This is a genomic window from Streptomyces sp. NPDC020898, from assembly GCF_044333925.1.
Classification (GTDB): Bacteria; Actinomycetota; Actinomycetes; order Streptomycetales; family Streptomycetaceae; genus Streptomyces.
In genome coordinates this window covers 1-24,973 of record NZ_JBIRRV010000039.1, presented here as the reverse complement: position 1 = coordinate 24,973, position 24,973 = coordinate 1, and the positions used below count along the sequence as shown (strand labels likewise).

General features: G+C 69.3%; 27 protein-coding genes and 2 pseudogenes. 19 read left to right on the top strand and 10 right to left on the bottom strand.

What is annotated here, in order from left to right; genetic code table 11:
- Positions 1 to 63: 63 nt before the first annotated feature.
- On the top strand, positions 64 to 1,275 hold the full coding sequence (locus ACH4TV_RS47750; RefSeq protein WP_398407759.1) for an Ig-like domain-containing protein: 1,212 nt from the start codon (positions 64 to 66) through the stop codon (positions 1,273 to 1,275).
- Between the two features lie 15 nt (positions 1,276 to 1,290).
- Here ACH4TV_RS47750 and ACH4TV_RS47745 read toward each other — a convergent pair whose 3' ends face one another.
- Positions 1,291 to 1,761, bottom strand: a complete 471-nt coding sequence (locus ACH4TV_RS47745) for a GNAT family N-acetyltransferase (RefSeq protein ID WP_398407774.1) — start codon at positions 1,759 to 1,761, stop codon at positions 1,291 to 1,293.
- Positions 1,762 to 2,067: 306 nt separating this feature from the next.
- Here ACH4TV_RS47745 and ACH4TV_RS47740 point away from each other — a divergent pair, with 306 nt between their 5' ends.
- The 3 genes from ACH4TV_RS47740 to ACH4TV_RS47730 all read left to right on the top strand — a co-directional run bounded on the left by ACH4TV_RS47740 (position 2,068) and on the right by ACH4TV_RS47730 (position 3,901).
- Positions 2,068 to 2,655 (top strand): cysteine hydrolase family protein, encoded by a 588-nt coding sequence (locus ACH4TV_RS47740; protein WP_398407758.1) that lies wholly within the window; start codon positions 2,068 to 2,070, stop codon positions 2,653 to 2,655.
- Positions 2,656 to 2,714: 59 nt separating this feature from the next.
- Entirely contained in the window at positions 2,715 to 3,125 is a 411-nt protein-coding gene (locus tag ACH4TV_RS47735) for a hypothetical protein (protein WP_398407757.1), read from the top strand.
- 83 nt (positions 3,126 to 3,208) lie between these two features.
- Positions 3,209 to 3,901, top strand: a complete 693-nt coding sequence (locus ACH4TV_RS47730; RefSeq protein WP_398407756.1) for a DUF6766 family protein — start codon at positions 3,209 to 3,211, stop codon at positions 3,899 to 3,901.
- A gap of 26 nt (positions 3,902 to 3,927) precedes the next feature.
- On the opposite strand, the gene ACH4TV_RS47725 is transcribed toward ACH4TV_RS47730, so the two are convergent.
- The gene (locus ACH4TV_RS47725; RefSeq protein ID WP_398407755.1) at positions 3,928 to 4,404 is read right to left on the bottom strand and encodes an SRPBCC family protein; all 477 of its coding nucleotides are present in this window, start codon (positions 4,402 to 4,404) and stop codon (positions 3,928 to 3,930) included.
- Between the two features lie 735 nt (positions 4,405 to 5,139).
- Here ACH4TV_RS47725 and ACH4TV_RS47720 point away from each other — a divergent pair.
- On the top strand, positions 5,140 to 6,549 hold the full coding sequence (locus ACH4TV_RS47720; protein ID WP_398407754.1) for an ice-binding family protein: 1,410 nt from the start codon (positions 5,140 to 5,142) through the stop codon (positions 6,547 to 6,549).
- A 212-nt stretch (positions 6,550 to 6,761) separates the two neighbouring features.
- Here the strand turns inward: ACH4TV_RS47720 and ACH4TV_RS47715 are convergent, their stop codons facing one another.
- The 4 genes from ACH4TV_RS47715 to ACH4TV_RS47700 form a co-directional block, all read right to left on the bottom strand.
- The gene (locus ACH4TV_RS47715) at positions 6,762 to 8,600 is read right to left on the bottom strand and encodes a carbohydrate-binding domain-containing protein (RefSeq protein ID WP_398407753.1); all 1,839 of its coding nucleotides are present in this window, start codon (positions 8,598 to 8,600) and stop codon (positions 6,762 to 6,764) included.
- A complete protein-coding gene (locus tag ACH4TV_RS47710) occupies positions 8,597 to 9,391 on the bottom strand; it encodes a polyphosphate polymerase domain-containing protein (RefSeq protein WP_398407752.1) in 795 nt (264 codons plus the stop codon). Before ACH4TV_RS47710 ends, ACH4TV_RS47715 begins: the two co-directional genes overlap by 4 nt.
- Positions 9,388 to 9,990, bottom strand: coding sequence for a DUF4956 domain-containing protein (locus tag ACH4TV_RS47705; RefSeq protein ID WP_398407751.1), 603 nt, complete (start codon positions 9,988 to 9,990; stop codon positions 9,388 to 9,390). Before ACH4TV_RS47705 ends, ACH4TV_RS47710 begins: the two co-directional genes overlap by 4 nt.
- 228 nt (positions 9,991 to 10,218) lie before the next feature.
- On the bottom strand, positions 10,219 to 10,983 hold the full coding sequence (locus ACH4TV_RS47700; protein ID WP_398407750.1) for a DUF4232 domain-containing protein: 765 nt from the start codon (positions 10,981 to 10,983) through the stop codon (positions 10,219 to 10,221).
- 212 nt (positions 10,984 to 11,195) lie between these two features.
- Between ACH4TV_RS47700 and ACH4TV_RS47695 the strand changes: the two genes are divergently transcribed.
- Together ACH4TV_RS47695 and ACH4TV_RS47690 are read left to right on the top strand one after the other, a co-directional pair.
- On the top strand, positions 11,196 to 12,590 hold the full coding sequence (locus tag ACH4TV_RS47695; RefSeq protein WP_398407749.1) for a helix-turn-helix domain-containing protein: 1,395 nt from the start codon (positions 11,196 to 11,198) through the stop codon (positions 12,588 to 12,590).
- A 12-nt stretch (positions 12,591 to 12,602) separates the two neighbouring features.
- The gene (locus ACH4TV_RS47690) at positions 12,603 to 12,728 is read left to right on the top strand and encodes a hypothetical protein (RefSeq protein WP_398407748.1); all 126 of its coding nucleotides are present in this window, start codon (positions 12,603 to 12,605) and stop codon (positions 12,726 to 12,728) included.
- A gap of 49 nt (positions 12,729 to 12,777) precedes the next feature.
- Here the strand turns inward: ACH4TV_RS47690 and ACH4TV_RS47685 are convergent, their stop codons facing one another.
- On the bottom strand, positions 12,778 to 13,170 hold the full coding sequence (locus ACH4TV_RS47685) for an ester cyclase (protein WP_398407747.1): 393 nt from the start codon (positions 13,168 to 13,170) through the stop codon (positions 12,778 to 12,780).
- Between the two features lie 126 nt (positions 13,171 to 13,296).
- Here ACH4TV_RS47685 and ACH4TV_RS47680 point away from each other — a divergent pair, with 126 nt between their 5' ends.
- From ACH4TV_RS47680 to ACH4TV_RS47670, 3 genes are all read left to right on the top strand, one after another.
- Positions 13,297 to 13,875 carry a PadR family transcriptional regulator gene (locus tag ACH4TV_RS47680; RefSeq protein WP_398407746.1) on the top strand — a complete coding sequence of 193 codons (579 nt, stop codon included), beginning with the start codon at positions 13,297 to 13,299 and terminating at the stop codon, positions 13,873 to 13,875.
- A 20-nt stretch (positions 13,876 to 13,895) separates the two neighbouring features.
- Positions 13,896 to 14,879, top strand: coding sequence for an NADPH:quinone reductase (locus tag ACH4TV_RS47675; RefSeq protein WP_398407745.1), 984 nt, complete (start codon positions 13,896 to 13,898; stop codon positions 14,877 to 14,879).
- Between the two features lie 177 nt (positions 14,880 to 15,056).
- Positions 15,057 to 15,890 (top strand): pentapeptide repeat-containing protein, encoded by an 834-nt coding sequence (locus ACH4TV_RS47670; protein ID WP_398407744.1) that lies wholly within the window; start codon positions 15,057 to 15,059, stop codon positions 15,888 to 15,890.
- A gap of 110 nt (positions 15,891 to 16,000) precedes the next feature.
- On the opposite strand, the gene ACH4TV_RS47665 is transcribed toward ACH4TV_RS47670, so the two are convergent.
- Both ACH4TV_RS47665 and ACH4TV_RS47660 read right to left on the bottom strand, forming a co-directional pair.
- Positions 16,001 to 16,426 (bottom strand): hypothetical protein, encoded by a 426-nt coding sequence (locus ACH4TV_RS47665; protein ID WP_398407743.1) that lies wholly within the window; start codon positions 16,424 to 16,426, stop codon positions 16,001 to 16,003.
- Between the two features lie 136 nt (positions 16,427 to 16,562).
- Positions 16,563 to 17,594: an RNA-binding protein gene (locus ACH4TV_RS47660; RefSeq protein WP_398407742.1), complete on the bottom strand. Its 1,032-nt coding sequence runs from the start codon at positions 17,592 to 17,594 to the stop codon at positions 16,563 to 16,565.
- 215 nt (positions 17,595 to 17,809) lie between these two features.
- Between ACH4TV_RS47660 and ACH4TV_RS47655 the strand changes: the two genes are divergently transcribed.
- From ACH4TV_RS47655 to ACH4TV_RS47625, 7 genes are all read left to right on the top strand, one after another.
- Positions 17,810 to 18,040 (top strand): hypothetical protein, encoded by a 231-nt coding sequence (locus ACH4TV_RS47655; RefSeq protein ID WP_398407741.1) that lies wholly within the window; start codon positions 17,810 to 17,812, stop codon positions 18,038 to 18,040.
- Positions 18,018 to 18,539: a DUF6879 family protein gene (locus ACH4TV_RS47650; RefSeq protein WP_398407773.1), complete on the top strand. Its 522-nt coding sequence runs from the start codon at positions 18,018 to 18,020 to the stop codon at positions 18,537 to 18,539. Before ACH4TV_RS47655 ends, ACH4TV_RS47650 begins: the two co-directional genes overlap by 23 nt.
- 27 nt (positions 18,540 to 18,566) lie before the next feature.
- Complete coding sequence (locus ACH4TV_RS47645; RefSeq protein WP_398407740.1) at positions 18,567 to 19,412, top strand: helix-turn-helix domain-containing protein; 846 nt, start codon at positions 18,567 to 18,569, stop codon at positions 19,410 to 19,412.
- 97 nt (positions 19,413 to 19,509) lie between these two features.
- Positions 19,510 to 19,899 carry a hypothetical protein gene (locus tag ACH4TV_RS47640; protein WP_398407739.1) on the top strand — a complete coding sequence of 130 codons (390 nt, stop codon included), beginning with the start codon at positions 19,510 to 19,512 and terminating at the stop codon, positions 19,897 to 19,899.
- A 256-nt stretch (positions 19,900 to 20,155) separates the two neighbouring features.
- Positions 20,156 to 20,749: a class IV adenylate cyclase gene (locus tag ACH4TV_RS47635; protein WP_398407738.1), complete on the top strand. Its 594-nt coding sequence runs from the start codon at positions 20,156 to 20,158 to the stop codon at positions 20,747 to 20,749.
- A gap of 247 nt (positions 20,750 to 20,996) precedes the next feature.
- Entirely contained in the window at positions 20,997 to 21,542 is a 546-nt protein-coding gene (locus tag ACH4TV_RS47630) for an MOSC domain-containing protein (RefSeq protein WP_398407737.1), read from the top strand.
- Between the two features lie 386 nt (positions 21,543 to 21,928).
- Entirely contained in the window at positions 21,929 to 22,930 is a 1,002-nt protein-coding gene (locus ACH4TV_RS47625; RefSeq protein WP_398407736.1) for an NAD-dependent epimerase/dehydratase family protein, read from the top strand.
- 28 nt (positions 22,931 to 22,958) lie between these two features.
- Here the strand turns inward: ACH4TV_RS47625 and ACH4TV_RS47620 are convergent.
- A pseudogene (locus ACH4TV_RS47620) lies at positions 22,959 to 23,080 on the bottom strand (NUDIX hydrolase); the annotation flags it as partial.
- 54 nt (positions 23,081 to 23,134) lie between these two features.
- Between ACH4TV_RS47620 and ACH4TV_RS47615 the strand changes: the two are divergent.
- Together ACH4TV_RS47615 and ACH4TV_RS47610 are read left to right on the top strand one after the other, a co-directional pair.
- Positions 23,135 to 23,442: pseudogene (locus ACH4TV_RS47615) on the top strand (hypothetical protein).
- A gap of 177 nt (positions 23,443 to 23,619) precedes the next feature.
- Complete coding sequence (locus ACH4TV_RS47610; protein WP_398407772.1) at positions 23,620 to 24,807, top strand: DUF5685 family protein; 1,188 nt, start codon at positions 23,620 to 23,622, stop codon at positions 24,805 to 24,807.
- The last annotated feature ends 166 nt before the right edge of the window (positions 24,808 to 24,973 follow it).

Here is a 24,973-nt window from a genome sequence, read left to right as displayed (position 1 = left end):
GTCTCCACCCCGTTGCCGCCCTTCCCACCCGTCTCACCCATCTCACCGTTCCCGGAGGTCCCGTTGTCCCGGTCGTCCCGCACCCGCGTACTCGCCCATGCCCGCGTCCGGGCCGCCCTCGTGGCCGCCCTGCTGGCGCCGCTCGCCGCCTGCTCGTCGAGCCCCTCCCCCGGCGCGCCGGACACCGGGGTGACGCCGACTTTCGCCGACCGTCCTGTCACGGTCACCGTCACACCCAAGGGAGACCAGGTCCCGGCGGGCGAGCCCGTACGGGTCACGGCCTCGGGCGGCACACTCACCTCGGTGACCGTCGCCGACGCCGAGGGCCACAAGCTCGCCGGCAAGGTCGCCGCCGACGGCCGGTCATGGGTCTCCGACCGCAGGTCCGTACCCGGCGCGGCCTACGAGGTGACGGCGGCGACCCGGACGGAGGGCGGCACCGCCAAGAGCACCAAGGCCGCCTTCACCACGGCTCCGGCGGACAAGGTCAACAAGGTCGACTGGCGCCCGGGCGCCGGCGCCACCGTCGGCATCGCCCAGCCGATCTCCCTGGTCTTCGACAACCCGGTCAGGAACCGGGCCGCCGTAGAGAAGCAGCTCAAGCTCACCACCTCGAACAACACCGAGGGCTCCTGGGGCTGGATCAGCGACTGGTCCGGCAAGGACCGCGTGGACTGGCGGCCCAGGACGTACTGGAAGCCGGGGACCAGGGTCACGCTCACCGCCGAGCTGAACGGCACCGACTCGGGCGCGGACGGCGGCTGGTTCGTACGCGACTACACGACCGCCTTCACCATCGGCGCCCGGCAGATCGTCAAGGTCGACCTCGACAACCACCGGCTCACCCTCGTACGCGACGGCGAGACGGTCCGGCGCATACCGGTCTCCGGCGGCACACCCGGCGGCGACAAGCGGTCCTGGCGCGGAACCGCCGTACTCATGGCCAAGGAGGGCACGATCAACATGAACTCCGAGACGGTGGGCCTGGGCGACGCCTACGACAAGATGGTCGACCACTCGATGCGGCTCACCTGGTCGGGCATGTACGCGCACGCCGCCCCGTGGAACGCCCGCTACTTCGGCAACGCCAACCAGAGTTCCGGCTGCATAGGGATGAGCGACGCGGACGCCGCCTGGTTCTACGGGCAGGTGCGGGCGGGCGACCCGTTCGAGATCACCGGCAAGGACACCAAGGGCGTCGTCGCCCCCGGGAACGGCTTCGGCGCGTGGAACCTCTCGTGGACCGAGTGGCAGGGGAAGAGCGCGCTGCGGTGAGAGGTGGTCGCCCCGTCACACAGGGATCTCGAAGTGCACCGTGGAGACGCCCGGCCCGTGTTCGCCGGTCGTACGGGCGTCGAACACCTCCTTGGCCAGGCTGCGCCAGAAGTATTCGGCGCCCTCGATGTCGACGTTGGTGTGGAGGTAGACGCACTCGTAACCCGGCGTCTCCGCGACGAAGTCGCAGGCGGCTTCGACCAGGGTGCGGGCGAGCCCACGGCGCCGGTGCTCGGGCCGGACGTAGACACGGACCAACTGGGCGGTGCTGTCCCCGTCGTAGCGTTCCGCCAGCCATCGCGGGTGCGGCGGATGGGCGGGGCCGCCCGACCGTACGCCGGTCGTGGCGACCACCTCCCCCTCGTGCACGGCCACGAGCAGCAGGTGCCGCGGGTCGTCGAGATACGTGCCCTCGATGTCCACCGTGTCGCGGTGCCACTCGGGTACGTATCCGTAGCCGAACTCGTTGTAGAAGGTGTCCAGCATGACGCGCCGGGCCCCGTCGACGTCGGCCGGTGTCGCGGGGCGCACGGTGTACTCGGGATGCGCGGTCTGGGTCACTGAGGGGTCCTCGCTGTCTGGCATGCGGCGAGCACACGGCAGCGCCCGGCGACGGGCCCCGGCGCCGCGCCGCCCGGGTCCCACCATGCTAGCCAAGTGAAAACGCTTTTCAAAAACGCCGGGGGAGCGGGTGCGAGCCCACTGCCCGGAACCGTGTCCGCACCCCCGTACCCGGGGTACTCGTGAGGCGCTCGATGCGCACCGCGACCGACCGGAGGGGCGGCGGAATCCATGGACCGGCCCACGGGTACGAGCACGACCGGGCTCGCGCTCGTCGTGATCGACATGATCAACACGTACGAACACGAGGACGCCGAGTTGCTCGTGCCGTCCGCGCGACGCGTCGTGCCGGTTCTGGCGGAGCTGATCGGCCGGGCCCGCGAGGCGGACACGCCGGTGATCTACGCCAACGACAACTTCGGGCTGTGGCGCTCCCACCACGGCGAACTCGTGGACGCCGCGCTGGCCCGGCCGCACGCCGACCTGATCGAGCCGATCAGACCCGACGACGAGTCGCTCTTCGTCGTCAAGGCCCGGCACTCCGTCTTCTACGAGACACCGCTGTCCTACCTCCTGTGGCGACTGGGCGCCGGACACGTGGTGCTGAGCGGTCAGGTCACCGAGCAGTGCGTCCTCTACTCCGCTCTGGACGCGCACATCCGCCACCTCGAAGTCACCGTGCCCAAGGACGCCGTCGCCTCCATCCACCCCCATCTGGAGTCCGCCGCCCTGGAGATGATGGAGCGCAACATGGGCGCCCGGATCACCACGGCGAAGGAGATCGACTTCGCCCACCCGGGGGAGGGCCGGGGCGCGTAAGCCGCTCGCGCGTGGTTCGCCGGGGTCTACTGCCTGCCGTGGGAGTGGGAGGTGGGCGGATGGTCCGGCGTGCGTGCGGAGTGAGCGTTGGGGTCCTGCTGGCCGTCTGCGGTGTCGGCGGGTGCGGGACGGTCGCGGAACGGCGAGACCACGTGCGCGATACGGCGGCCGCGTTCGAACAGGCTCTCGCGGAAGGTGCGTACGACCGTGTGTGCGCCGTTCTCGCGCCCGCGACCGTCGACGAGCTGGAGCAGTCGGCGGGCAGCGCGTGCGCGAAGGCGGTGAGCGAGGAGTCGCTGCCCCGGGGCGGTGCCCTGCGGCGCACGGACGTCTACGGCGACCAGGCCCGTGCGGTGCTTGCCTCGGACACGCTGTTCCTCGCCCGTTTCACCTCCGGCTGGAAGGTCGTGGCCGCCGGCTGCGAGCCACGCCCGCAGCAGCCGTACCAGTGCCGGATCAAGGGTGGGTGAGGCATGAAGGTCATGTTCACCGTGGTCGTCGTGATCATCACGGGCGGCCTCGCCTACCTGGCGGCCCTGGGGCTGATGCACCGATGAGCGGGCGTGGAGGTGTGCGGGGTTTCCTGCGCGACAACGGGCTCGGCCTGTTCTTCACCATCGGATTTCTGCTGGCCCTGGTCGGGCAGGCGATCGCCGGGCACGCCGACTTCAACAACCAGCTGGCCGCCGACCAGCTCCAGCAGATCTCCCTCGGCGCGTACCTCACCACGTCCGACTTCGCGGTCGACGTGTCGGAGAACTGGCAGTCCGAGTACCTCCAGTTCTTCCTCTACGTCGGTGTCACGGTCTGGCTGCTGCAACGCGGTTCCCCCGAGTCCAAGGAACTGCACAAGGCCGGCACCGAGTCCGACAAGGAACAGCTGGTCGGCGCGTACGCCAAGGAGGACTCGCCCCGGTGGGCCAAGGCCGGCGGCTGGCGGCGCGCGGTGTACTCGCACTCGCTGCTGCTGGTGATGGGGGCGGTCTTCCTGTTGTCCTGGCTGGTCCAGTCGATCACCGGCACGGCCGCCTACAACGAACAGCGGCTACGGCAGCTCCAGGCCCCGCTGAGCTGGACGGACTACCTGGGTGCGGCCGACTTCTGGAACCGCACCCTGCAGAACTGGCAGTCCGAACTGCTCGCCGTCGCCTCGATGGCGGTCCTCTCCGTCTACCTCCGGCAACGCGGCTCCCCCGAGTCGAAGCCGGTGGGCGCGGCCCACGGCGCCACCGGCGTCGAAGGCTGAGACGCCTGAGACGGCTGAGACGGCTGTCAGAAGGCCGAGCTGGGGCCCTCAGGGCGGATGCGTCCTCGCCAGGCGCCCGTCTCTCCGCCGCGCTGTTCGATGTACTCCTTGAAGCGGTGCAGGTCGCCCTTGACCCGGCGGTCGATCATGCCCAGCGCGTCGGCGCCCTTCTCGGCGACGCCGCTGGGCTCGACGTCCATCGTGAGTTCCACCCGGGTGTGGGTCTCGTCCAGCCGCTCGAACCTGACCGAGCCCCGCTGCTTGATCTCGCCGTCGACTACCCGCCAGGTGATCCGGTCGTCCGGCAGCTGGTCGACGATCTCGGTGTCGAACTCGCGCCGCACCCCGCCGATCTTGGTGGTCCAGTGGTTGTGCCGGTCGTCGAGCTGCCTGACCTCCTCGACTCCCTCCATGAAGCGGGGAAACTCCTCGAACTGCGTCCACTGGTTGTAGGCGGTGTGGACGGGAACCTCCACGTCCACCGCTTCCTTCACCGTGCTCATCGTTTCCTCCTCGTCGCTCGTCGGCGGTCGTCCGTACGACGCCGGGTACCCAGGGTCGGCGGCCTGAAGACTCGCGCGGACTCGCGTATCGGCACGGCTGATCACCGCGGTGATCGGCGTGGGCCGGTGGCTCACCCGCCGCTGAGACGGGCGACCGACAGGGGCGTCGTGGACGTCGCCGGCGACGTCATTGAGGACCGCACCCCTGCGGGTCGGGTAACGCTCGGTGACAACCTTCGCCCCGGACGACGAGGCCGGTCGGCTCGCCGTGGCCGGGGAGAACGGTGGCGCACTCGGCCTCAGCGGCGAAGCGGTCGATGTCGGCCCGCCGGCCGTCACGTGGCCCTTGAGCCGCCCCCACCCGTTCCGGACGGGACAGGACAGAGCCCGGAACGGCCCGTCCGAGCCGGTCGGTGACCCAGCCCTCCCCGAGTACGAACCGACGACTCGGAATCGAGCACCGACACGACCAGCAGGGTGAACAACTCGCCCCCTGTCCCCCTTCGGCCGCTCATATCTATGTGCTTTATAAGGCTATTGCTAGCTTTTAAGTGATGAGTGACGGTTCATCACTCAATCGGCAGGTGCTCGCACCCGCGGTCCGCTACCGGCGGCTGATTCCACGGAACATCGACACAAGACGCGGCTTCCAGCCTGACCGGAACTCACTTACGGGAGTTCGGGATCCCCTTGCCGGTACGCCCGAGCTCAACGGCGACAAGAAAGGTCAGCCCCATGCCAGAGGTTGCCACGCAGCCCCCTCCGTCAGGCAGGACCCGTATAAACCGTCGGCTCAAGGCCCGTCTCGCAGCGCTGTCCGGAGCAGTACTGGTGGCCACGGCCGCTCTGGCCTGGGGCACCGCGGAGGCCGCAGAAGCCCCTGTTCCCCTGGGGACCGCCGCGAGTTACGCGATCCTGGCCGGTTCGGAGATCACCAACACCGGCGACTCCGACATCATCGGCGACGTAGGGAACCATCCGGGCACCGCCCTGACGGGCTTCCCGCCCGGAGAGATCTTCGGCGCCACGAACCTGGCCAACGGCGCGGCCCTTACGGCGAAGGCAGATCTGGGCATCGCCTACACCAACGCGGCCGGCCGATCCGGGACTGCCGTCGCGGTCGAACTCGGCGGACGGGTACTGGGGCCCGGCGCCTACTCCGGCGGGACATTGGAAATCACCGGACAACTCACGCTCAACGCCCAGGGTGACCCCAACGCCGTCTTCATCTTCCAGACCCCCGCGACGCTGGTCACCGCTTCGAACAGCAGCGTCAGGCTCATCAACGGTGCGCAGGCCTGCAACGTGTTCTGGCAGGTGGGCAGTTCCGCCACTCTCGGGACAGATACAGACTTCGTGGGCACCATCATGGCCCAGGCATCCATCACGGCGAACACCGGCGCCGACGTCCAAGGCCGACTCCTTGCGCAGACCGCCGCGGTGACGCTGGACAACAACGACATCACGAGGCCGTTCTGCGTGGCTGGGCCCGCCGGACCGACCGGACCCTCCGGATCGACCGGACCCGCCGGACCGACCGGACCCGCCGGGCCTCCCGGAGAGACCGGACCCGCCGGACCCACCGGCCCGACCGGCCCCGCCGGAGAGACCGGACCCACCGGACCTCCCGGCCCCGTGGGACCGTCCGGGTCTGTCGGACCCTCCGGACCTGTCGGACCCTCCGGACCTGTCGGGCCCATCGGGCCTGAGGGCCCCCAGGGAGACACCGGACCCAACGGACCTGAGGGCCCCCAGGGAGACACCGGACCCAACGGACCCGTCGGACCGTCCGGACCTGTCGGACCCACCGGACCCGTTGGACCCATCGGGCCTGAGGGCCCCCAGGGAGACACCGGACCCAACGGACCCGTCGGACCCACCGGGCCTGAGGGCCCCCAGGGAGACACCGGACCCAACGGACCCGTCGGACCGTCCGGACCTGCCGGACCCACCGGACCTCAAGGCCCTGAAGGCCCTGAAGGGCCACAGGGTCCTGCTGGACCTGACGGCGGCCACGGAGAGCACGGCGACCACGGGGGACACGGCGGTCACAAGCCCCCCTGCCACAAGCACGAGGGTCCTCCCCCCTGGGAGCAGTACGGGAAGGACGGGCCGGGGAAGTCCCGGGCGATGTGCCAGGGCTGAGCGAAAACACGGCCTCATCTTCTTGAGGGAGAAAGCGAGACGAGTAAGGGGCGCCCCCGGCGGGGGCGCCCCTCCTCGTTCGTCGACGAGTCGTCGGTGCCTGGTGACTGCCCCACGGGTGCACGGCCCTGAAGGCACTTCGTGTCACGTCATGTGTCTCCCCGTCCCCCTGCTCCCCCTGCTCCCCCTGCCCTGGGACGCGCTCGCAAGCGTCAGGGACGGCCGCCCCCGCCACCCCCGAAGCCGCCGCCCTCCGGGGCCTCGCCCGCGGTGACCGTGGTGGTCTTCTCGGCGGAGCCCAGTTCGCCCGACTCGGCGAGGCCTCCGGTGCTGGTGCCCGAGGTGCTGCCGCCGGTGTGGACGGTGTACTCCTCGCCGTTCTCGATGCCCTCGCCGGAGTACACGATGTTCTGGACGGCCTTCGAGGTGACGTACGACGCCACGACCTTGCCGTCGGAGTCGGTGATGTGCACGGTCTCGCCCGCCTGGAGGGCCGAGTCGAGTGTGGCCGAGAGCCAGCCCTGCTCGGAGCCGTCGGCGGGGGCGACGAGCATGCCCGCGCTGCCGGCGGCGAGCAGGGTACCGCCGCTGACGGTGAGGTCGCCGTTGACGTCGAGTGCGCCGTTGCCGTTGCGTTCCGGTCCGTTGACGACGACCGTGCCGCCGGTGATCGAGGCGGTGCCGTTGGAGTCGAAGCCGTCGCCCTCGGAGTTGATGACCAGCGTGCCGCCGGTGACCGTGACGGTGAAGTCGCCGACACCCTCGCCGCCGCCCCCGCCGCCGAAGCCGCCCTGGCCACCTTCGTCGGCCGAAGTGCTCTCGCTGCCGGACGCGTTGACGCCGTCGTCGCCGGAGATGACGTCGGTCGAGCCGCCGCTGACGAGGATGTCCTTGCCCTCCAGGCCCTCGTTCGCCCGCGTGACCTTCACCGTGCCCGCGCTGATGACGAGGTCGCCCTCCGCGTGCACCCCGTCGTCGCCGGCCGCGAGGGTGGCGGCGGCGCCGTCGAGGTGGACGGCCCCGTCGCCGTGCAGGGCGTCGGCGGAGGAGGTGACATCGACGGTGCCGCCCTCCAGGACCGTGATGACGCCCGACTTCAGCCCGTGGGCCGAGGAGTCGTCGGAGGCCTCGCTGGTGACCGTGACCTTCCCGGCCGTGGCGACGAGGTCGGTGGCCGCGTCGATGCCGTCGCCCGCGCTGGTCACCTTCACGGTGCCGCCGCCGACAGCGATGTAACCCCGGTCGGCGTCCTCGGTGTTGTCGGCCTTGAGCCCGTCGCCCTTGGCGGTGACGGTGACCGTGCCGCCGTTCACCACCACGTAGTCCTTGCCGCGGATGCCGTCGTCGGCTGCGTCGACGGTGAGGGTGCCGCCCTGGATCACCAGGCCGTCCGTACTGGTGATCCCGTCGTTGCCGTTGCCCTTGACGGTGAGCGAGCCACTGCCGCCGATCGTCAGGTCGGCGGCGCTGTGGAGGGCGGCGTTCGCCTCGGCGTCGTCCGCGTAGGAGGCGGCGTCGGCAAGGGAGTTCGCGCTGCCGTCGGCGAGGACGACCACGGCCTCGTCGGCGTCGGTGACGTCGATCGCGGCGCCCTTGGAGTGGGAGATCTTCGCCCCGTCGAGGATCAGCGTCACCTTGGCCTCGGGGGCGGTGACCACGATCTGACCGTCGTCGAGGGTGCCGCCGACGCGGTAGGTGCCCGCCGCCGTGATGGTGACCGTCGACCCGTCGACCTTGACGCCGTCCCCGTCCGAGGAGGCGGAGTCACCCTTCAGCTCGATGCCCACGGCCCCGGCCGCGTCCACCTCCGTGTCGCCGGCCACGGCGTGGACGTCCTGGTTGTCGGCGAGCACGGCGGCGGCCTTCTGGGAGCCGTCCACGGCAGCGGCGGCCGACGACGCGCTCGACTCCGAGCCCGAACCGGCCGCCGAGGAAGCGGAGTTGTCGGTGGCTGACGAGCATCCGGCGAGCGCGGCGGTGGCGAGGCCGACGGAGGCGAGGGCGCCCGCCAGCTTCGTACGGAAGATACGGAGGTTCAGGTAGGCGCTCATGCCGGGCTCCCCTGGAGTGCGGTCGGAAAGTGGCGCCGCAGTACGGGCAGCCAACGGTGTGCGGGCAGTCCGGGCCGCAGCGCGGCGAGACCGGTGCCGTACTTGGAGATCGGGACGGGCCGGTGTTTCAGCGACCACAGCAGCCGGTCGGCGTGCGACCCCGCCCGCCCCGACTTGGTCTCGACGACGGCCCGGTCCGGGGTGCGCAGTCCGGTCCCGTCGGGCAGCGTCCACGTCAGCCCGGTGTCGACGGTCACTCTGCTGTCGCTCGCGGGCAGGAACAGGGTCGTGCGCCGGTACGACGTGACCAGCGTGGGTACGAACCGGAACCCGCCGGAGTCGATCCCGGCCCCGGCGAGCGCCTCGTCGGCGTACGCCCGCGCCGCGGGGCCCAGGCGCCACAGGTCTCCGTCGTACGGGATGCGCTGCTTGACCGTCGTACCGCGCGGGCCGCTCGTCTTGACCTCGAAGTAGTGGTCACCGGAGTCGAGATACGTGCGGACGCGCAGCTTGTAGCGGCGCCGGCGACGGCGCGCGGTCCGCAGATAGCCGTCCAGGTCCGGGGTGTCGAAGTAGACGGACCGGTACCCGAAGTCCCGCTCTCCGCCCATCTCCAGGACCTGTACGTCCTCACCCAACCCGCCGATCACCAGCGGGAGTTCGTGGACCGGAAGCATGTACTTGCGGTCCACGCGGGTCAACAGCGAGGCCCGCTCCACGAGTTCGTCGAGCCCGATCGGGCGCAGCGCGCCGACCATGGGCGCGAGGGCGGGGCGGGCGGGCGCGGTCACGCCCCGACTCCCTGGCGTGCGGGGGCGGTTGCGGCCTCCCGGGGTGCCTGCGAGCCCTCGGTGACGACGTACCGTACGTCGACCTGGGTCGTGTCGTTGACGAGGTCGACACCCTTGACCGTCATGTTCACCACGCGCCCGCCGAGCAGCACTTCCAGATGGGCCCGCAGGGCCTCGTCGTCGGTGTACGCGGAGTCGAGCCGCAGGCTGAGCTGCCGGTGCCGGCCGAAGAGGCGGGGGTGGTCACCGACGTACATCGTGAGGACGATCAGCGCCATCAGGGCGCCCGTCAGCACGTTCACGTCCGTGGGGAGTCCGGCGAGCAGGCCGAGGGCGAGAGCGGAGAAGTAGTACGCGATCTCGTGCTGCGCGATCTCGTACGACCGCAGCCGGATGATCGACAGGACCCCGAACAGCCCCATCCCCAGCCCGATCCCCACCGACGTGGAGCTGAGCGTCATCGCGACGGACAGGACGCCGACGTTCACTCCGAGGAAGGCGGCGATCAGGTCCCGGCGGTGGTGGCGCGGGAAGTACACCCCGAAGGTGAGGGCGGCTATCGCGACGAGATCGACGGCGACGAGCAGTGACCGGTTCACGACAGGCACCCGGCCTTTACAGTGGCTTGGCTCATTGTTCAACCATGGGCAACCCATCTGTGAGTCAACTGGGCGGTAGCTTAAAGAAGTTTGAGAAAGTTCAAGGAACTTCAAGTTGGTTCGAGGAACTTCGAGGAAGTCGCCGAACGGGGTGTTCTGCCGGAAGCGCGGCTTCCGGCAGAACACCCCGTTCGTGTCGTTCGTGTCGTTCGGGTGCTGTGTCTCTCGTTACCAGGTCAGGGCGGTGTCCATGTCCGACTGCCAGTACGTGACGCTGATCGAGCTGTCGATGTACACGCCCTTCGCGGGCAGGGACGGCTTGGCGGCGCTGCCCGCGCTCGTGTTGAAGTAGACCGCCAGGGACTTGGCCGTGTAGCCGCTCGAGCCGCTGCCGTCGGCGGCCGAGAGAAGGACGCCCGCGTAGCCCGACTCACCGGGGGCCAGCGTGACCACGGCCTGCGGCATGGAGTCCTCGATGACCGGCGGGACGGACTGGGCGCCGGTGAACCTGACGGCGGGGTAGTCGACGAGGACGCAGGTCTTCGAACCGGTGTTGGTGACGGTGAGAAGCATGTGGTTCAGCGGGCGGGAGACCACCGTGGCGGTCGTCCGGGTGGCGGAGACCGAGCAGGGGGTGGAGACGGCGGAGTCGTCGGAGTCGACGGCGCCGGGCGTCGAGCCGTTCGAGCCTGTGGAACCGGAGGAACCTGAGGTGCCGGAAGAACCCGACGTGCCCGTGGAGCCCGTCGTCGTGCCCGAACCGGCCGTGCCGCTGCCCGTGGAGCCCTGGGATTCCGAGTCGACGGGGGCGACCTTTCCTGCCTCTGTGGGCGTTCCCGCGCTCGCCCCGCTCGAAGGCACGGTGGACGTGGGCCCCGCCCCCGCACCCTCGTCCTTGGTCCCCTCTGCGGAGTTGCACGCCGTCAGTGTCATGGTGAGGACCGTGAGTGCGGCGGCGGCGAGCATGCGGGTGCGGTGGGTACGGACGGACATGAGATCCCCTTGGTGCGTTACCGGTCTGCGCACACCTGCTCGACCGGATGCCGGGAGCGGCGTGCTTGGATGACCAGAGCTTGTTCGGTGATCCGTCCCGGCCGCCACAATCGCCGGCACATCTGGAACGCTGGAATGCTCACAATCCCCTGACCTGGGAGAACGACCTCTCCCTGGAATGACGGTCCGGGACGCGGAAAGAGGGAGGAACGGTGGCGGGGGACGAGTTCTCGGAGCTGCTCGGCCGGTTGAAGGAGCGCTCAGGGCTCAGTTACGGGGTGCTCGGGAAGCGGCTGCACATGAGTGCGTCCACGCTTCACCGGTACGTCAACGGGGACGCCGTACCGACGGACTACGCACCCGTCGAGCGGCTCGCCCGGCTGTGCAAGGCCTCGCCCGAGGAACTGGTGGAACTGCACCGGCGGTGGATCCTCGCGGACGCCCGGCGGGGGCAGAAGACGGGGGGCAGGGCCGCTGCCGGAGCGGTGGCCGCGCCGGCCGCCGAAGCGGTGACCGAGGCCGCTCCCGGTGTTGCTGATGCGCCTGACGTTCCTGACGTTCCTGACGTTTCCGATGCGCCTGATCTCCCTCATGGCTCCGGGTCCGAGCCCGATTCCGGGTCCGGGTCCGAGCCCGGGTCGCCGGTGGCGGTTTCCGTCGCCCGGCGCCGGCGCACCGTCGTTCTTGCCGGTGCCGCTGTCGTCGCCGCTGTCGTCGCGGCCGCGCTCGTGGTGAACCTCGTGCCCGACGGGGGCCAGGACGACCGGAGCGGGAAGCAGTCCGCGGGGGCCGCTGCCGCCGGAGGCGAAGGCACCCCTTCCAGCACCGCCGGTACGACCAGCGGGCCGCCCTCGCCGTCCGCCTCGCGCAGCGCCAGTCCGACGGCTTCCGCGTCTGCCTCCGTATCGGCTTCCGTCTCTGCCTCCGCGTCCGCATCCGCGTCCCGGAGCAGTGGGGGCGGGGTGGTGGCGGGCAGTGGTTCCGAGGACGGGGCGTCCGCGCCCACGATCGCCGTCAACCCGTACAAGTGGGAAGGCCCGTGCAGCCAGCACTACTTGGTCGACCAGAAGCCCGAGCAGGTGCCGCCGCCACCGAGTGAGGCCGACGCACGCGGGTGGGTCACCGCGCTCGGCGGAGTCGCCGCCGGGCAGCAGATGCTCGCGCTCACCGTGCAGGGCACCGGGCGGGCGACGGTCGTCCTGGAGGCACTGCACGTGCGGGTGGTGGAGAAGAGCGCGCCGCTCGCCTGGAACGACTTCGCGATGGGCGTCGGGTGCGGTGGCGGCGTGGGGACGGCGTCGTTCGGCGTCAACCTCGACGCCGGGCGTCCGGCGACCTCCCCGAAGTCCGGCCAGCGCGACTTCCCGTACAAGGTGAGCGAGTCCGACCCCGAGGTCTTCTACATCTTCGCGGACGCCCGTACACACAACGTGAGTTGGTACCTGGAGCTGGACTGGTCCAGCGGCAACAAACAGGGCACGGTACGCATCAACGACAACGGCCGCCCCTTCCGGACGACCGGCAACGTGGGGCGTCCCGCGTACACCTATCCGCTCGGCGACTCCGAGTGGTCACGGGACGAGTACACGCCTGACATTCCGGGCTGAGGTTGTCGGTCGTTGTCTTCCGTCCTCGTCGTACGGCGAGGACGCAAGGTTCCGGACGGCGTCGCATCAGCACTGACCGAGACCGAGCAAGGGCTGTTCGTCCTCGTCGCGCACACGGTGTGCCGCCACCAGTCCTGACCGCTCGACCTACTCAGTGACAGTGCTGGAGTCCGGCGGAAGCTCGAGATCACGGCGCCGGTACGGCACCGATCTGCTGCATCACCCCGAGGAGGTCGGGCTGGCCCCGTTCGCCGACGATCCGGCCGTCGGCCAGGTAGTAGAAGTTCATGGCCTGCACCGAGATCTTGTTGCCGCTCGCCGGGATCCCGAAGAAATCACCGTCGTGGGTTCCCCGCATGGTGAACCGCGCGGCCACGCTGTCGCCTTCGGTGACCGTCTCCTCCAGCGTCCACTGGACGTCGGGGAAGGCGCTGCGCATCATCCCGATGACTTCCAAGTACCCGTCGGGCCCCCGCAGGGGTTCCGGGTGACTTGGCGCGTGGAACACCGCGTCCGGAGAAATGACCTCGCGGGCGAGATCCTCGTTGCCCGTGTTGATGAACTCGACGAAACGGTTCATCACTGACTCGGTGGACTGCGATGGCATCTTGCTGTGCCTCTCCAGAGACGTTTGGGCGGGTACCTGCGAGCGTAACATCGAATCGATGTTCACATCGTTTCGATGTTCGCGTGCGAAGATGGACTCATGCTGGAACTCGCGATACTCGGCTTCCTCGCCGAGGGACCCCTGCCTGGACACGAGCTGCGCCGCCGCGTCTCACAGCTGACCGGCTATACGCGGCCGGTCAGTGACGGCAGCCTGTATCCGGCAATCAACCGTCTGACCAGGGCGGGCTTGATCGAGCGGCGCGCAGACCCGGCCGCGGGGGCGGCCCGGTACGTGCTCAGCCTGACCGCGGCCGGACGGGCCGACATGCTTCAGCGCCTGCGCAAGCCCGCCGACCACGAGATCACCGACTTCACCCGGTTCTACGTCGTCCTGGCCTTCCTCTCCCACCTGCCCGACGTGGCCGAACAGCACGCGGTGCTGCGCAGACGGCTGGAGTTCCTGGAAGAACCGGCGAGCTTCTTCTACGACAACGAGCGGCCCCTGCGTGCCGAGGAGATCACCGACCCCTACCGGCGGGGCATGCTGCTCACCGCCCGCGCCACCAGCCGCGCCGAACGGACCTGGCTGCGCGAGACCCTCGGCGAGGAACCGCCCGCATTCGACACCGCACGCAGCGACAGCGATCCGCACTCGCCCGCCGCTCCCGCGGGCTGACTGTCCACGGAGGTACCCCCATGCTTGCTTCCTGGTACGACGCCCAGGGACCCGCCGCCGATGTCCTGCACGTCGGCGAACTACCTGATCCCGTCCCCGGCCCCGGCGAGGTCCGCGTCCGCGTCACTGTCTCGGGCGTCAACCCCGGCGACACCAAGAAACGGCGCGGCTGGCTCGGCTCGTCCATGCCCTTCCCGCGGGTGATCCCGCACAGCGACGCCGCCGGAGTCATCGACGCCGTGGGCGACGGGGCCGGCGCCCGCCGCGTCGGACAACGGGTCTGGGTATACGGCGCCCAGTCCTACCGCCCCTTCGGCACCGCCGCCCAGTTCACCGTCGTACCCGACCACCAGGCCGCACCCCTGCCCGACCACCTCAGTGACGAGCTGGGCGCGAGCCTCGGCATCCCCGGCATCACCGCCCACCGCACCGTCTTCGCCGACGGCCCGGTCGACGGCCGACTGGTCCTGGTCCACGGAGTTCTCGGCGGCGTCGGCTCCCTGGCCGCCCAGCTCGCCCACTGGGCCGGCGCCACCGTGCTCGCCACCGTCCGCCGAACCGCCGACCTCGACCGCGTCGACCCGGCCGTCGTCTCCCACGCCGTCGCCCTGGACACCGGCGACCCCGCCGCCGCCATCCGCTCGTACGCGCCGCGGGGCATCGACCGGATCATCGAGGTCGCGCTGTCCGACAATGCCGACCTGGACAACGCCGTCGCTGCCCAGGGGGCCGTCATCGCCGCCTACGCCACCCGCACGGACCGCACGGAGATCCCCTTCTGGCCTCTGCTGTTCAACAACGTCACCCTGCGGCTGCTCGGCAGCGACGACTTCCCCGCCGAGGCCAAGCGCCAAGCCGCCCGCGACCTCACCTCCGCCGCTGCCGTCGGCGCCCTCACCGTCGCCGTCGGCGACCGTTACCCGCTGGACGACATCGCCAAGGCCCACGACCACGTCGACGCCGGCGGTGGCCACGGCCGCATCCTGCTCACCATCCCCCAATAGCGCAGACCCGGAACACTGCCCCTGCTCAACTGCTGGCCCTGTGGAGCGGCCCGTCGCGCTGCCACGGGGATGTCCCGCCCACCCGGCGCGCGTCGGTGACTTCCCGTCCTGGGAGAATGGTGTTCAACCCGCGCACGCTGAGAAGCGGCGCTTCCTCACCGTAGGAGCTCACGCACGTTGTCCCAGAAGCGCGAACACCCGGCTGCCGACGTCGCCGATCTCGGCCTGCGGTCCGACTGCGGAAGCTGCTTCGGGTTGTGCTGTGTCGCCTTGCCCTTCGCGGCCTCGGCGGACTTCGCGATCACCAAGGACGGCGGGCAGCCCTGCACGAACCTGCAGGCGGACTTCCGCTGCGGCATCCACACGCAGCTCCGCCAACGGGGCTTCTCGGGATGCACCGTCTTCGACTGCTTCGGCGCGGGCCAGAAGGTCTCCCAGGTCACCTTCAGCGGGCAGGACTGGCGCCAGGCCCCGGGCACGGCCCGGCAGATGTTCGACGTCTTCCCCGTGATGCGGCAGCTCCACGAGCTCCTCTGGTACCTGGCCGAAGCGCTGACACTGCCGCCGGCCCGCCCCGTCCACGACGACCTGCGCCGCGCGCTGGAGAAGACCGAACACCTCACCGGTGGCAGCGCCCAGGAACTCACCGAGTTGGACATGGCCGCGCACCGGAGCGACGTCAACGCTCTGCTGCTGCGCACGAGCGAACTCGTGCGGGCCAAGGTCGCGGGCCGCAAGAAGGACCGGAGGGGAGCCGATCTCATCGGCGCCAACCTCAGGGCCGCCAATCTGCAGGGCGCCAACCTCCGCGGGGCCTACCTCATAGCCGCCGACCTCAAGGACGCCGACCTCAGAGCGGCCGATCTGATAGGTGCCGACCTGCGAGACGCCGACCTGAGCGGCGCAGACCTCACCGGCAGCATCTTCCTCACCCAGTCCCAACTCAACGCGGCCAAGGGCGATGCCGCTACGAAACTGCCGCCGGCGCTTGACCGCCCCACGCACTGGTAGTCCCCTGGCCCGGGGTTGCAGGACGGCCACCACGAGTCGACGGGCCCGGTGGGTTCGCCTCGGCGCCACCGAGGCTGACTTGGAGTCCCGTTCCGTTGAAGTCATGCAGGTCACTCGTCCCAGTCGAACGTGAACTGGCCCGTGGAGGTATCGCGGATGACGTCACAGCGGACGGGCACCAGTGAGAACTCCGCTGCCACCCATCCGGCGATCGCCGGAGCAAGGGCCGCCTCTGCGTAGTCGGCCTCGACGATCTGCAGCGACCTGACCGAGATCAGGACGTAAGGACTGGTGTCGACGAGCTCGATACCTCCGGTTACTTTGCCCAGGCCGAGCCGCAACCAGGCAAGTTCACGTTCGTTGAGGGCCAGCCGGTTCCCGTAGTAGGCGTTGTCGACTTCGGAAGCGTCCAGCCAGACCCGGTCGCTGACGGGCGCACCTACGGTCGGCGGGGTCGTCAGGCGGGTGGCCTCGGCTGCGATGCCGAGAAACAGCCCGAAGCCGCTCTTCTGCACCTTGAATCGATAGGTCCGCATTCGCCCTCATCGGTGTCGTGGGCCTGGGTGTCGATCGTCGAGGCAACGCGAACAGATGCGGATGCGGGCGATGCTCGTGAAGGGCACAGGCCGCCTGAAGCGACCGCCGCATCGTCAGGTACGAACGGCGAATCGTCTACTCGCCCTGGTCGGCCTCTGCGGGTTCGGGCCGCCAACGCGCGCGCAGCACGCCGTCGTTGTCGGGCATGACAGCGGTGTACAGCGGCAGGTCCTCGCCCTCATACAGAGAGATGAGTACGGCAGCGGAGGCCGCGGATATCCGGGAGGCCAGTTCCGGGAACGCCTCCTCGTCGCAGATGGCGTTGTGGATACGGCCGTCCCCGTCCTGCCAGACGCCCTCGACGAGACCGTCTGCGGGGAAGGAGGCGAGAACCGCGTCAATGTCGGAGGACAAGGGTGGCCGCACAGCCAGACGAGCACGGGGAGCAATACCGGCGCGAACCGTATCGATGGTGTCGATGGTGAGGAGGTGCCAGCGCGTCGCCCCTTCGACGTACGTCTCTTCCAGGACCCCGGCGCGGCCGGAGACAATCGCCGGGCCCAGACCGTCCCAGAAGCCGTCGTCTCCCGGCCGCGGAACGTGTGCCCCCTCAGTCCGCGAGTCGAAGTCGTACGGGGAGGCAGTCACGCGCTCAGGGAACAGGCCGAGCGCACACGTCCGGGCGAGCGCCTCCTCGCAGGGGCGGTTGCTGCCGACGTAGAGGTACTGGTCCCAGCCCACGTGGACCGCGAACACGTCCTCGACTTCCAGCCCGCACCATGCCCCGTTGCCGCGCAGCATGCCTCTGACCAGTTCAAGACCGGTGTGGAGCGGCACCTGGGCCCCGTCATGGAAGCCGGGCGGAAGACTCGGGCCTTCTGCGGTGTTGAGGGCGGGCGGGAAGAGTCCGTCCAGTCCGTAGCCGTCCACCGGAGGTTCGGCCCCGAAGTGCGCGAGGGAAGGGACCCCCGGTTCACGGATGGCCAGGTGATCGACGCCGGTTTCCGTGGCAAACGCCGCGACCGCCTGAAGATACGCGGCCTCGACCTCACCATGGTCGCTGTCGGTGTCCTCCATGCCGGTGTAGCGCCCGTGTTCGTCACGATCGGCGGGGTCGTACTTCGTGACGCGGTAGACGTAGGCCAGCATGGCCACATCTTGTCTCACACGTCTCTCCTCAGGCCGAGGAATTTTCACACACGCTGAGACACAAGGCCGCCACCCCGGAAGTGCTGAGGCTGCTCCGCTGCACGTCGCTCTGCCCCGGCCGCATAAGGTCAATTTCCGTACGTCTGGCAAGTTTCGGCAAGTTCCTCGCTCCACGGCGCAGTCGCGGGCAAGCTCGGGCACAGAGATCGTTACCGGCGTCCGAGGAGGACACCATGGCCCTGCGTAGGCTCGGTAAGGACCCGGAGAGTCCCAGTGGCGGCTCTCCCACCATCTACCTCGACGAGGAGAAGGACAGCTACCTCGTGCAGGGGCTGAAGGTGGAGGACATCGAGCGCCTCCGGCAGATGGACATCCCCGGTCATGAGTCGGTGGTGGAGATCCCTCGGCGCATGGTGCAGTTCTTCCTGGAGGTGAAGAAGGCTGATGAGGACCCCGACGTTTGAGGAACTGTTCCGCGACTGCCTGCGGACGGCCGTTCATCTGGAGATGCGCGACGCCTACATGAAGTCGGACCCGGCCTTCATCGACTGGAAGGCCGGTACGACACTCGACCCGACCGAGCGCTGGGGCGACTGGCACAGCATCGTCACGGAGGCGACCTCGCGAGGCGTCGAGGTTCGCCGGGCCCGCGTCGTGTCGACGCCCGTCAGCGAGTACATCCGCTTCGAGTACGACGTGACGGACGGACTGAACATCGCCGCCGGCGAAGACGTGCGCTGGTTGTCTCGGCGAGACGCAACGGGCCTCGCGCTTCCGGCCAACGACTTCTGGCTCTTCGACTCCAGCCTCGTCCTCGTCAACCACTTCGACGGCGAAGGCGAGAACATGGAGATGGAACTCACGGAAGACCCTGAGGTGGCGAAGCTTTGTGAGTCGGCCTTCGAGGCCGTGTGGGCGCGAGCGACACCGCACGCAGAGTTCCAGCCGACCCAGTCGGCCTGACAGCTCGAACAGCATCATCGCAGCGACATGACATCGCCGTCTTCGAGCGTTCAGGAAGCCCGCAGGGCCCTGGGGAAACGCCTGAGTGAAATCCGGCTCGAAGCCGGGCTCACCAAGCGGGCGTTGGTCGGCAGTCTCGGCTGGCACGAGTCGAAGTGTTCGCGCTTCGAGAGCGGCACGCGTCCGCCCTCGGAGCGCGATCTTCGTGCGTGGGCCGCCGCTTGCGGTGCGGAGAACGCGGCCGAGGATCTCGTTTCGACAGCCCGTGGCATCGAGGGCATGTACGTCGAGTGGCGCCGGTTGGAGCGCACCGGCCTGAAGCAGGCCCAGGAGTCCGTCGTCCCGCTGTGGGAACGCACTCAGCGTTTCCGCATTTACTCGCCGTGGCTCATTCCCGGCCCCATTCAGACGGCCTCGTACATCACCGCGCTGCTCACCTCCATTCGCGACCGTCGCGGCTTCATCGATGACGTGCCGGCGGCCGTCAGGGTGCGTGTGGAGAAGCAGCAGATCGTCTACCGCGACCACACGTTCGCGGTCCTCCTGGAAGAGGGAGCGCTCCGAAAGCGCATAGGCGGAACAGAGGTGATGGCCGGTCAACTCGGCTATCTGCTCAGCGTTATGGCGCTGCCCTCGGTGAGCCTCGGCATCATTCCCGAGGACGCCGACCGTTCCAGCCTCTGGCCTGTCGAGGGCTTCTTCCTGTACGACGACCACACGGTCCACGTCGAACTCGTCTCGGCCCACCTCGCCGTCACGCAGAAGCACGAACTTGCCATGTATGCCCAGACGTTCACGGATCTGGCCGAACTTGCCGTGTACGGCCCGGCGGCACGCGAAATCATCACGGCAGCCATCGAATCCCTGGAGTGAACGCCGGGCAAGTTCCGGCACACTCATAGAGCCCCTCCCGTCGCCCTTCCTAGCGTTACTGGCACGACTGGAAGACGTGTACTGAAGGGGCGAAACGGTGATCACTGTGGCAAGTAGTGGCAAGGCATCGAGAGCAACCGACGGCCCGGGAACCGAAGTTCACCCGGTCGACGTCGAGACGATCTCGGAGAGCACGGGGACTGCCCTCGCCATGCAGATGGCCACCTCGACCCGCAAGGACATGGACGTGTCCCTGCCGGAGATCATCGGGCACCTCAACCTTCTGCTTGGCGAGGATCTGGGAGCCGACGAGGACGAGGAGGTCCGGGAGTTGTTCCACAGGACGTATAGGCTCCTCGACTTGAAGAATCGTCCGACCGCAGAGACCCCGTCGTTCGGCGCCTTCATCTATCTCCGGGATGCCGCCGACCTCACACGAAAGCTCCTGTGGATCTACACCCAGCGCCACGGGCTCGATGCCCCGTGAGTGTCCGTGAGGACAAACCGGCATCCCGTCAGTCCGCGACCGCCTTCACGGCCACCTGGTCGGCGCCCCGATGAGCCCTCGGAACCGACAACTCGCCTATGTGGCAAGCCTCCTGGCACTCGGCGGTTCGATCTGCGCACGAACGAGTTCACTGAACGAGCCACGTCGGCCAACTTCAGGCCACACCCACCACATGGGGCTGATCCTCAGTGCCAACGTGCCGAAGTAACCATCAAACCGAAGGAAGATGAGGACCATGAAGCACGAGTACGAGGCCAAGTTCCTCGACATCGACGTCGCCGCGCTCCAGGCCAAGCTCACCGGCCTGGGCGCCACACAGACCTTCCCCCGTACCCGCCTCACCCGGAAGATCTTCGAGAACGACGCCCTCGAATCCGGCCAGTGGATCCGGCTGCGCGACGAGGGCACACGCTCCACGCTGACGCTCAAGCACGTCACCGACGCCACACGCATCGACGGCACCACCGAGATCGAGACCGAAGTCGCCGACCTGGACGCCATGGCCGACATTCTGCGCGGCCTCGGCCTGCGAGAGGTCCGCTACCAGGAGAACTACCGCGAGGAATGGCAACTGGGCGAGGTCGCCTTCGACTTCGACACCTGGCCGGACCTGCCCACCTTCGTCGAGATCGAAGGCCCCGACGAAGCATCGGTCCGTCAGGCGGCCGCGTTGCTCGACCTCGACTACACCGCTGCGCGCTTCGGCAGCGTCGACGAGATCTACAAGAGCGAAGCCGGCCGCGACATCCTCGCCGAACCCACGCTTCTCTTCGCCAACGCCGACGCCGACCGGACCGCCGCCCCGGCGGCAACGGGCCACGCCGACTGAACAGGGCAGCGTCATGCGCAGTTGGGGTACCCGCCTGATCACTCGCCATGCGGAACCCCTGAACCTCGTCGGCGCACGCGCCTGGGAGCTGTCTCTTTGGCGTTCGGTGACGGGACGGTGCCGGCCTGGAGCCGGACCTGACACATCCGCCCGATGAAGGTCCGCTCACTGCACGCCTCCCTCACAAGGCTGCTTGCCCCGCCTCTATGATCGACCGGCCGCAGAACGACAAGAGGTGGAGTGCGTGATGCCTGGTCAGGTGACCGCAGTGAGCCGTAACGAGGGGTACTCGTTCAGCAAGCCCAATCGCGATTCCATCAGGCTGCTCACGGGGCTCGGAGTGGAAGGAGACGTTCACGCAGGTGAGACGATCCGCCACCAGTTCCGCATGACCTACGAACCGGACCTGCCCAACCTGCGCCAGGTCCACCTGATGCACGAGGAACTCTTTGACGAACTCGCGCTCAAGGGCTTCGAGGTCTCTGCGGGCCAGCTCGGCGAGAACATCACCACGCGCGGGGTGGACCTGTTGGGCCTGCCCACCGGCGCCCTGCTCCATCTCGGGGAGCAGGCGGTGCTCGAGGTGACCGGACTGCGCAACCCGTGCTCGAAGATCAACGACTTCCGCAAGGGGCTGCTCGGTGAGGTCTTCGCCATGGACCCCTTGTCCGGCGAGTTCACGTTCAAGTGTGGCGTCATGACTGTGGTCCGCTGTGGAGGGACCGTCCGCCCCGACGATTCCATCCGGGTCGAGCCCCCGCTACCCCCTCACCGCCCGCTGGAACGGGTCTAGGTTCTCGCCCTCGGGGCCTCCCGTGACGAAGGAGCCCTGCCCCACTTCCAGTCGCAGCCGCCCTTCGGCGCGTCAGTGCCAGGAGGCGACGGCGCGTGCTGGTGCTGGCGGCTCACTTCCACCTCGCCCTCGACACCCGCGACATTCACACGATCCCGATCCCGATCCCGGTCCCGGTCGGGGGTGGCGTCCGATGAGCGGCGCGAGGGTCAGGACTCCCTGGTGACGGGACCCGATAAACGACCAACGCCCCTACAGGACACGTCGGTTGGTGCCGCGTCTGCCGCGATATCGACCGAGACAGCGCGCCCGGGTGTCTTACGGACCCGTGACGTGCCGGGCGTGGACCTCCGGCTCGGCGGGTGGGTCGCCCTAGCGTGGGGCTCATGCGTGTACTGGTCACCGGCGGTGCCGGGTTCATCGGGTCCCATGTCGTCGAGGCGCTGGCGGCGAGTGGGCACGAGTCCGTCGTGTTCGACGTGCGGGAGCGGGCGGGCGACGACGTCCGGGACGGGGAGGCGGTGCGCGGCGCCCTGGCCGGGGTCGACGCCGTGTGCCATCAGGCGGCCATGGTCGGCCTCGGCACCGGCTTCGCCGACGCGCCCGACTACGTCTCCCACAACGACCTGGGTACGGCGGTGCTGCTCGCCGCCATGACGGACGCGGGCGTACGACGCCTCGTCCTCGCGGGGTCGATGGTCGTGTACGGGGAGGGACGGTACGAGTGCGAGGGGCACGGGGTGGTGCGACCAGGGCCACGGGACGTCGCCGATCTCGCGGCCGGGCGCTTCGAGCCCCTGTGCCCGGTGTGCGGCGCGCAGTTGACGCCGGGACTGGTGGGCGAGGACGCCCCGGTCGACCCGCGGAACGTGTACGCGACGACGAAACTCACCCAGGAACATCTGGCGGCGGCATGGGCGCGGGCGACGGGCGGGGCGGCCGTCTCGCTGCGCTACCACAACGTGTACGGGCCCCGGATGCCCCGGGACACTCCGTACGCCGGTGTGGCCTCCTTCTTCCGTTCGGCGCTCGCGCGCGGGGAGGCTCCGCGGGTGTTCGAGGACGGGCGGCAGCGGCGGGACTTCGTGCACGTACGGGATGTCGCGACCGCCAACGTCACGGCGCTGGAGGCGAGTTCGGCGGACGGCGCGCTGACCGCGTACAACACCGGCAGCGGCGAGCCGCACACCGTCGGTGAGATGGCGCGGGCGCTCGCCGCCGCATACGGCGGGCCGGAGCCCGTGGTCACCGGGGAGTACCGGCTGGGCGACGTCCGGCACATCACCGCCGACTCGTCGCGGCTGCGGGCCGAGCTGGGCTGGAAGGCGGAGGTGGGGTTCGGGGAGGGGATGCGGGAGTTCGCGGGGGCGGAGTTGCGCGGAGGCTGAGCCCGGGCCGCCTTGGCCGCTCAGCCGAGTAGGGGTAGGTACCGGCGAGGTAGTCGCCGATCTGCTGCCGCATGCCGGGTGGGTGTCGTACTGGTCGAGGTCGGCCGGCTGGACGAAGCGAATGCCATCGGCCTCGTCATTGATCGTGGGCTCCGGGCAGGTCGAGGGGTGGCAGCACGTCGAGGACGAAAGAGCCCAAGTCCAGTGGCCGCCAGGTACTACTGCGCAGACAGCGAGAACGGCGACCACGTCGATGACCCGTCCGAGGACGCGTTGTTCGAGCTGATCGGCGAGCTCAACGACCAGGACAACACGTTCGTCGACATCCAGCCTGACCAGGACGATCCCGCATGGTTCGCCTCCGTCGCGGTCCTCGACGAGGCGGATACGACATCGTCCGCCGCGACACGGCTCGCCACGAGCATCACGTGAGCAGCGAGAACCGTACCGACCGGATCGCGGGCGACCTCACCAAATGGATGGCCGCCCGCGCGATCCAAAACACGGCCTAGCGGATCGTCAGCGTTGAGGACCGCCTGCCCGTCCGCCGGGAGCGCCTCGACGAGCTCGCCCTTGGCCTGGGCGATCGGCGTACGGGTGATGGGCGGTGCGTACGGGTGAATGCGGCAATCGGTACGATGCCGCAGCTCACCGCAGTTCAACGCCGTACGCATCACCGGGGGATCGTCGTGTTCGGAATCGTCAGGCCCTGCCGTCACCGGCTCGGCGAGAGTCTCACCACTCAGTGGATGGCCCATTTGTGCGGGCTGTGCCTCGCGCTGCGGAAGGACCACGGGCAGTTCGCGAGGATCGTCACGAACTATGACGGCTTGTTGATATCGGTTCTGACGGAAGCTCAGGCCGAGCGGGCCGGTGGCGGGCGGCGTACGGCGGGGCCCTGTCCGTTGCGCGGAATGCGTACCGCGTCCGTCGCGCACGGTGAGGGGGCACGGCTCGCGGCCGCCGTTTCGCTGGTGCTCGCCTCCGCCAAGGTACGCGACCATGTCGCCGACGGGGACGGGGTCCTGGCCCGCAAGCCGGTGGCGCTCGCCGCGCGCCGGGTCGCCACGAGCTGGGGCCGGGCCGGGGAGCGGACCGGCTCGGACGTCGGCTTCGACACCGCCCTGCTCGTCGACGCCGTGGACCGGCAGATCGGCATCGAGGCGCTGGCGGGGCCGGGAACGCCCCTTTTGACAGTCACCGAACCCACCGAGACCGCGACCGCCGCCGCCTTCGCGCACACCGCGGTCCTCGCCGGCCGGCCGGGCAACGCCGAACCGCTCGCCGAGGCCGGACGCCTCTTCGGACGGCTCGCGCATCTCCTGGACGCCGTGGAGGACAGGGGAGCTGACGCCGCGTCGGGTGCCTGGAACCCGCTCACCGCGACCGGGACTCCGCTCACGGAGGCCCGGCGGCTCGCCGACGACGCCGTGCACGGGATACGGCTCGCGCTGCGGGAGGCGGAATTCACGGACGCGAAGCTCGCGCACCGGCTGCTCGTGCACGAGCTGCGCACCTCCGTGGACAGGGCCTTCGGCACCGCCTCCTGCGCCCACGGGCCCGCGCCGACGGCAGCGATGCCGGGCGGACCGTACGCCCCGCCCGGCGGCCCGTGGAACCCGCTGCCCCCGGAGCCGCCCCGCCGCGACCGGCGCGGGCTGCTCGCCGGGTGCGCGGTGTGGGCGGGACTCGCCTGCACGTGCCAGATGTGCTGCGGGCACTTCGACGACCCGTGGAGCGGTCAGCGCCGGGAAGGACTGTGCACCAACGCCGACTGCAGCGGTTGCAGTGACTGCTGCAGCTGCTGTGACTGCTGCGGGAATTGTTGCGGGAGCTGCTGCGGTGGCGACGGGTGCGACTGTGGCTGCGACTGCTGACCTGTCTGCGCCTGATCTCGTCGATCCGCGCCATGGGCGGGTCGACGCCCGGAAGCTTTGCCTACTCCTTTAGAGGTCGTTTTATCCCGTTGTTTCATCCCGGGATGCGAATTTGATCCGGTGATGTCGGGTCGCGCCAGGAGATGGTGTTCTCGCCGGTGAGGCG

Bases quoted from the DNA above. Each gene is read 5' to 3' on its own strand.
- ACH4TV_RS47745 (WP_398407774.1), bottom strand. From the start codon at position 1,761: ATGCTGGACACCTTCTACAACGAGTTCGGCTACGGATACGTACCCGAG.
- ACH4TV_RS47740 (WP_398407758.1), top strand. From the start codon at position 2,068: ATGGACCGGCCCACGGGTACGAGCACGACCGGGCTCGCGCTCGTCGTG.
- ACH4TV_RS47735 (WP_398407757.1), top strand. From the start codon at position 2,715: ATGGTCCGGCGTGCGTGCGGAGTGAGCGTTGGGGTCCTGCTGGCCGTC.
- ACH4TV_RS47730 (WP_398407756.1), top strand. From the start codon at position 3,209: ATGAGCGGGCGTGGAGGTGTGCGGGGTTTCCTGCGCGACAACGGGCTC.
- ACH4TV_RS47725 (WP_398407755.1), bottom strand. From the start codon at position 4,404: ATGAGCACGGTGAAGGAAGCGGTGGACGTGGAGGTTCCCGTCCACACC.
- ACH4TV_RS47720 (WP_398407754.1), top strand. From the start codon at position 5,140: ATGCCAGAGGTTGCCACGCAGCCCCCTCCGTCAGGCAGGACCCGTATA.
- ACH4TV_RS47715 (WP_398407753.1), bottom strand. From the start codon at position 8,600: ATGAGCGCCTACCTGAACCTCCGTATCTTCCGTACGAAGCTGGCGGGC.
- ACH4TV_RS47700 (WP_398407750.1), bottom strand. From the start codon at position 10,983: ATGTCCGTCCGTACCCACCGCACCCGCATGCTCGCCGCCGCCGCACTC.
- ACH4TV_RS47685 (WP_398407747.1), bottom strand. From the start codon at position 13,170: ATGAACCGTTTCGTCGAGTTCATCAACACGGGCAACGAGGATCTCGCC.
- ACH4TV_RS47680 (WP_398407746.1), top strand. From the start codon at position 13,297: ATGCTGGAACTCGCGATACTCGGCTTCCTCGCCGAGGGACCCCTGCCT.
- ACH4TV_RS47675 (WP_398407745.1), top strand. From the start codon at position 13,896: ATGCTTGCTTCCTGGTACGACGCCCAGGGACCCGCCGCCGATGTCCTG.
- ACH4TV_RS47665 (WP_398407743.1), bottom strand. From the start codon at position 16,426: ATGCGGACCTATCGATTCAAGGTGCAGAAGAGCGGCTTCGGGCTGTTT.
- ACH4TV_RS47655 (WP_398407741.1), top strand. From the start codon at position 17,810: ATGGCCCTGCGTAGGCTCGGTAAGGACCCGGAGAGTCCCAGTGGCGGC.
- ACH4TV_RS47645 (WP_398407740.1), top strand. From the start codon at position 18,567: ATGACATCGCCGTCTTCGAGCGTTCAGGAAGCCCGCAGGGCCCTGGGG.
- ACH4TV_RS47635 (WP_398407738.1), top strand. From the start codon at position 20,156: ATGAAGCACGAGTACGAGGCCAAGTTCCTCGACATCGACGTCGCCGCG.
- ACH4TV_RS47630 (WP_398407737.1), top strand. From the start codon at position 20,997: ATGCCTGGTCAGGTGACCGCAGTGAGCCGTAACGAGGGGTACTCGTTC.
- ACH4TV_RS47625 (WP_398407736.1), top strand. From the start codon at position 21,929: ATGCGTGTACTGGTCACCGGCGGTGCCGGGTTCATCGGGTCCCATGTC.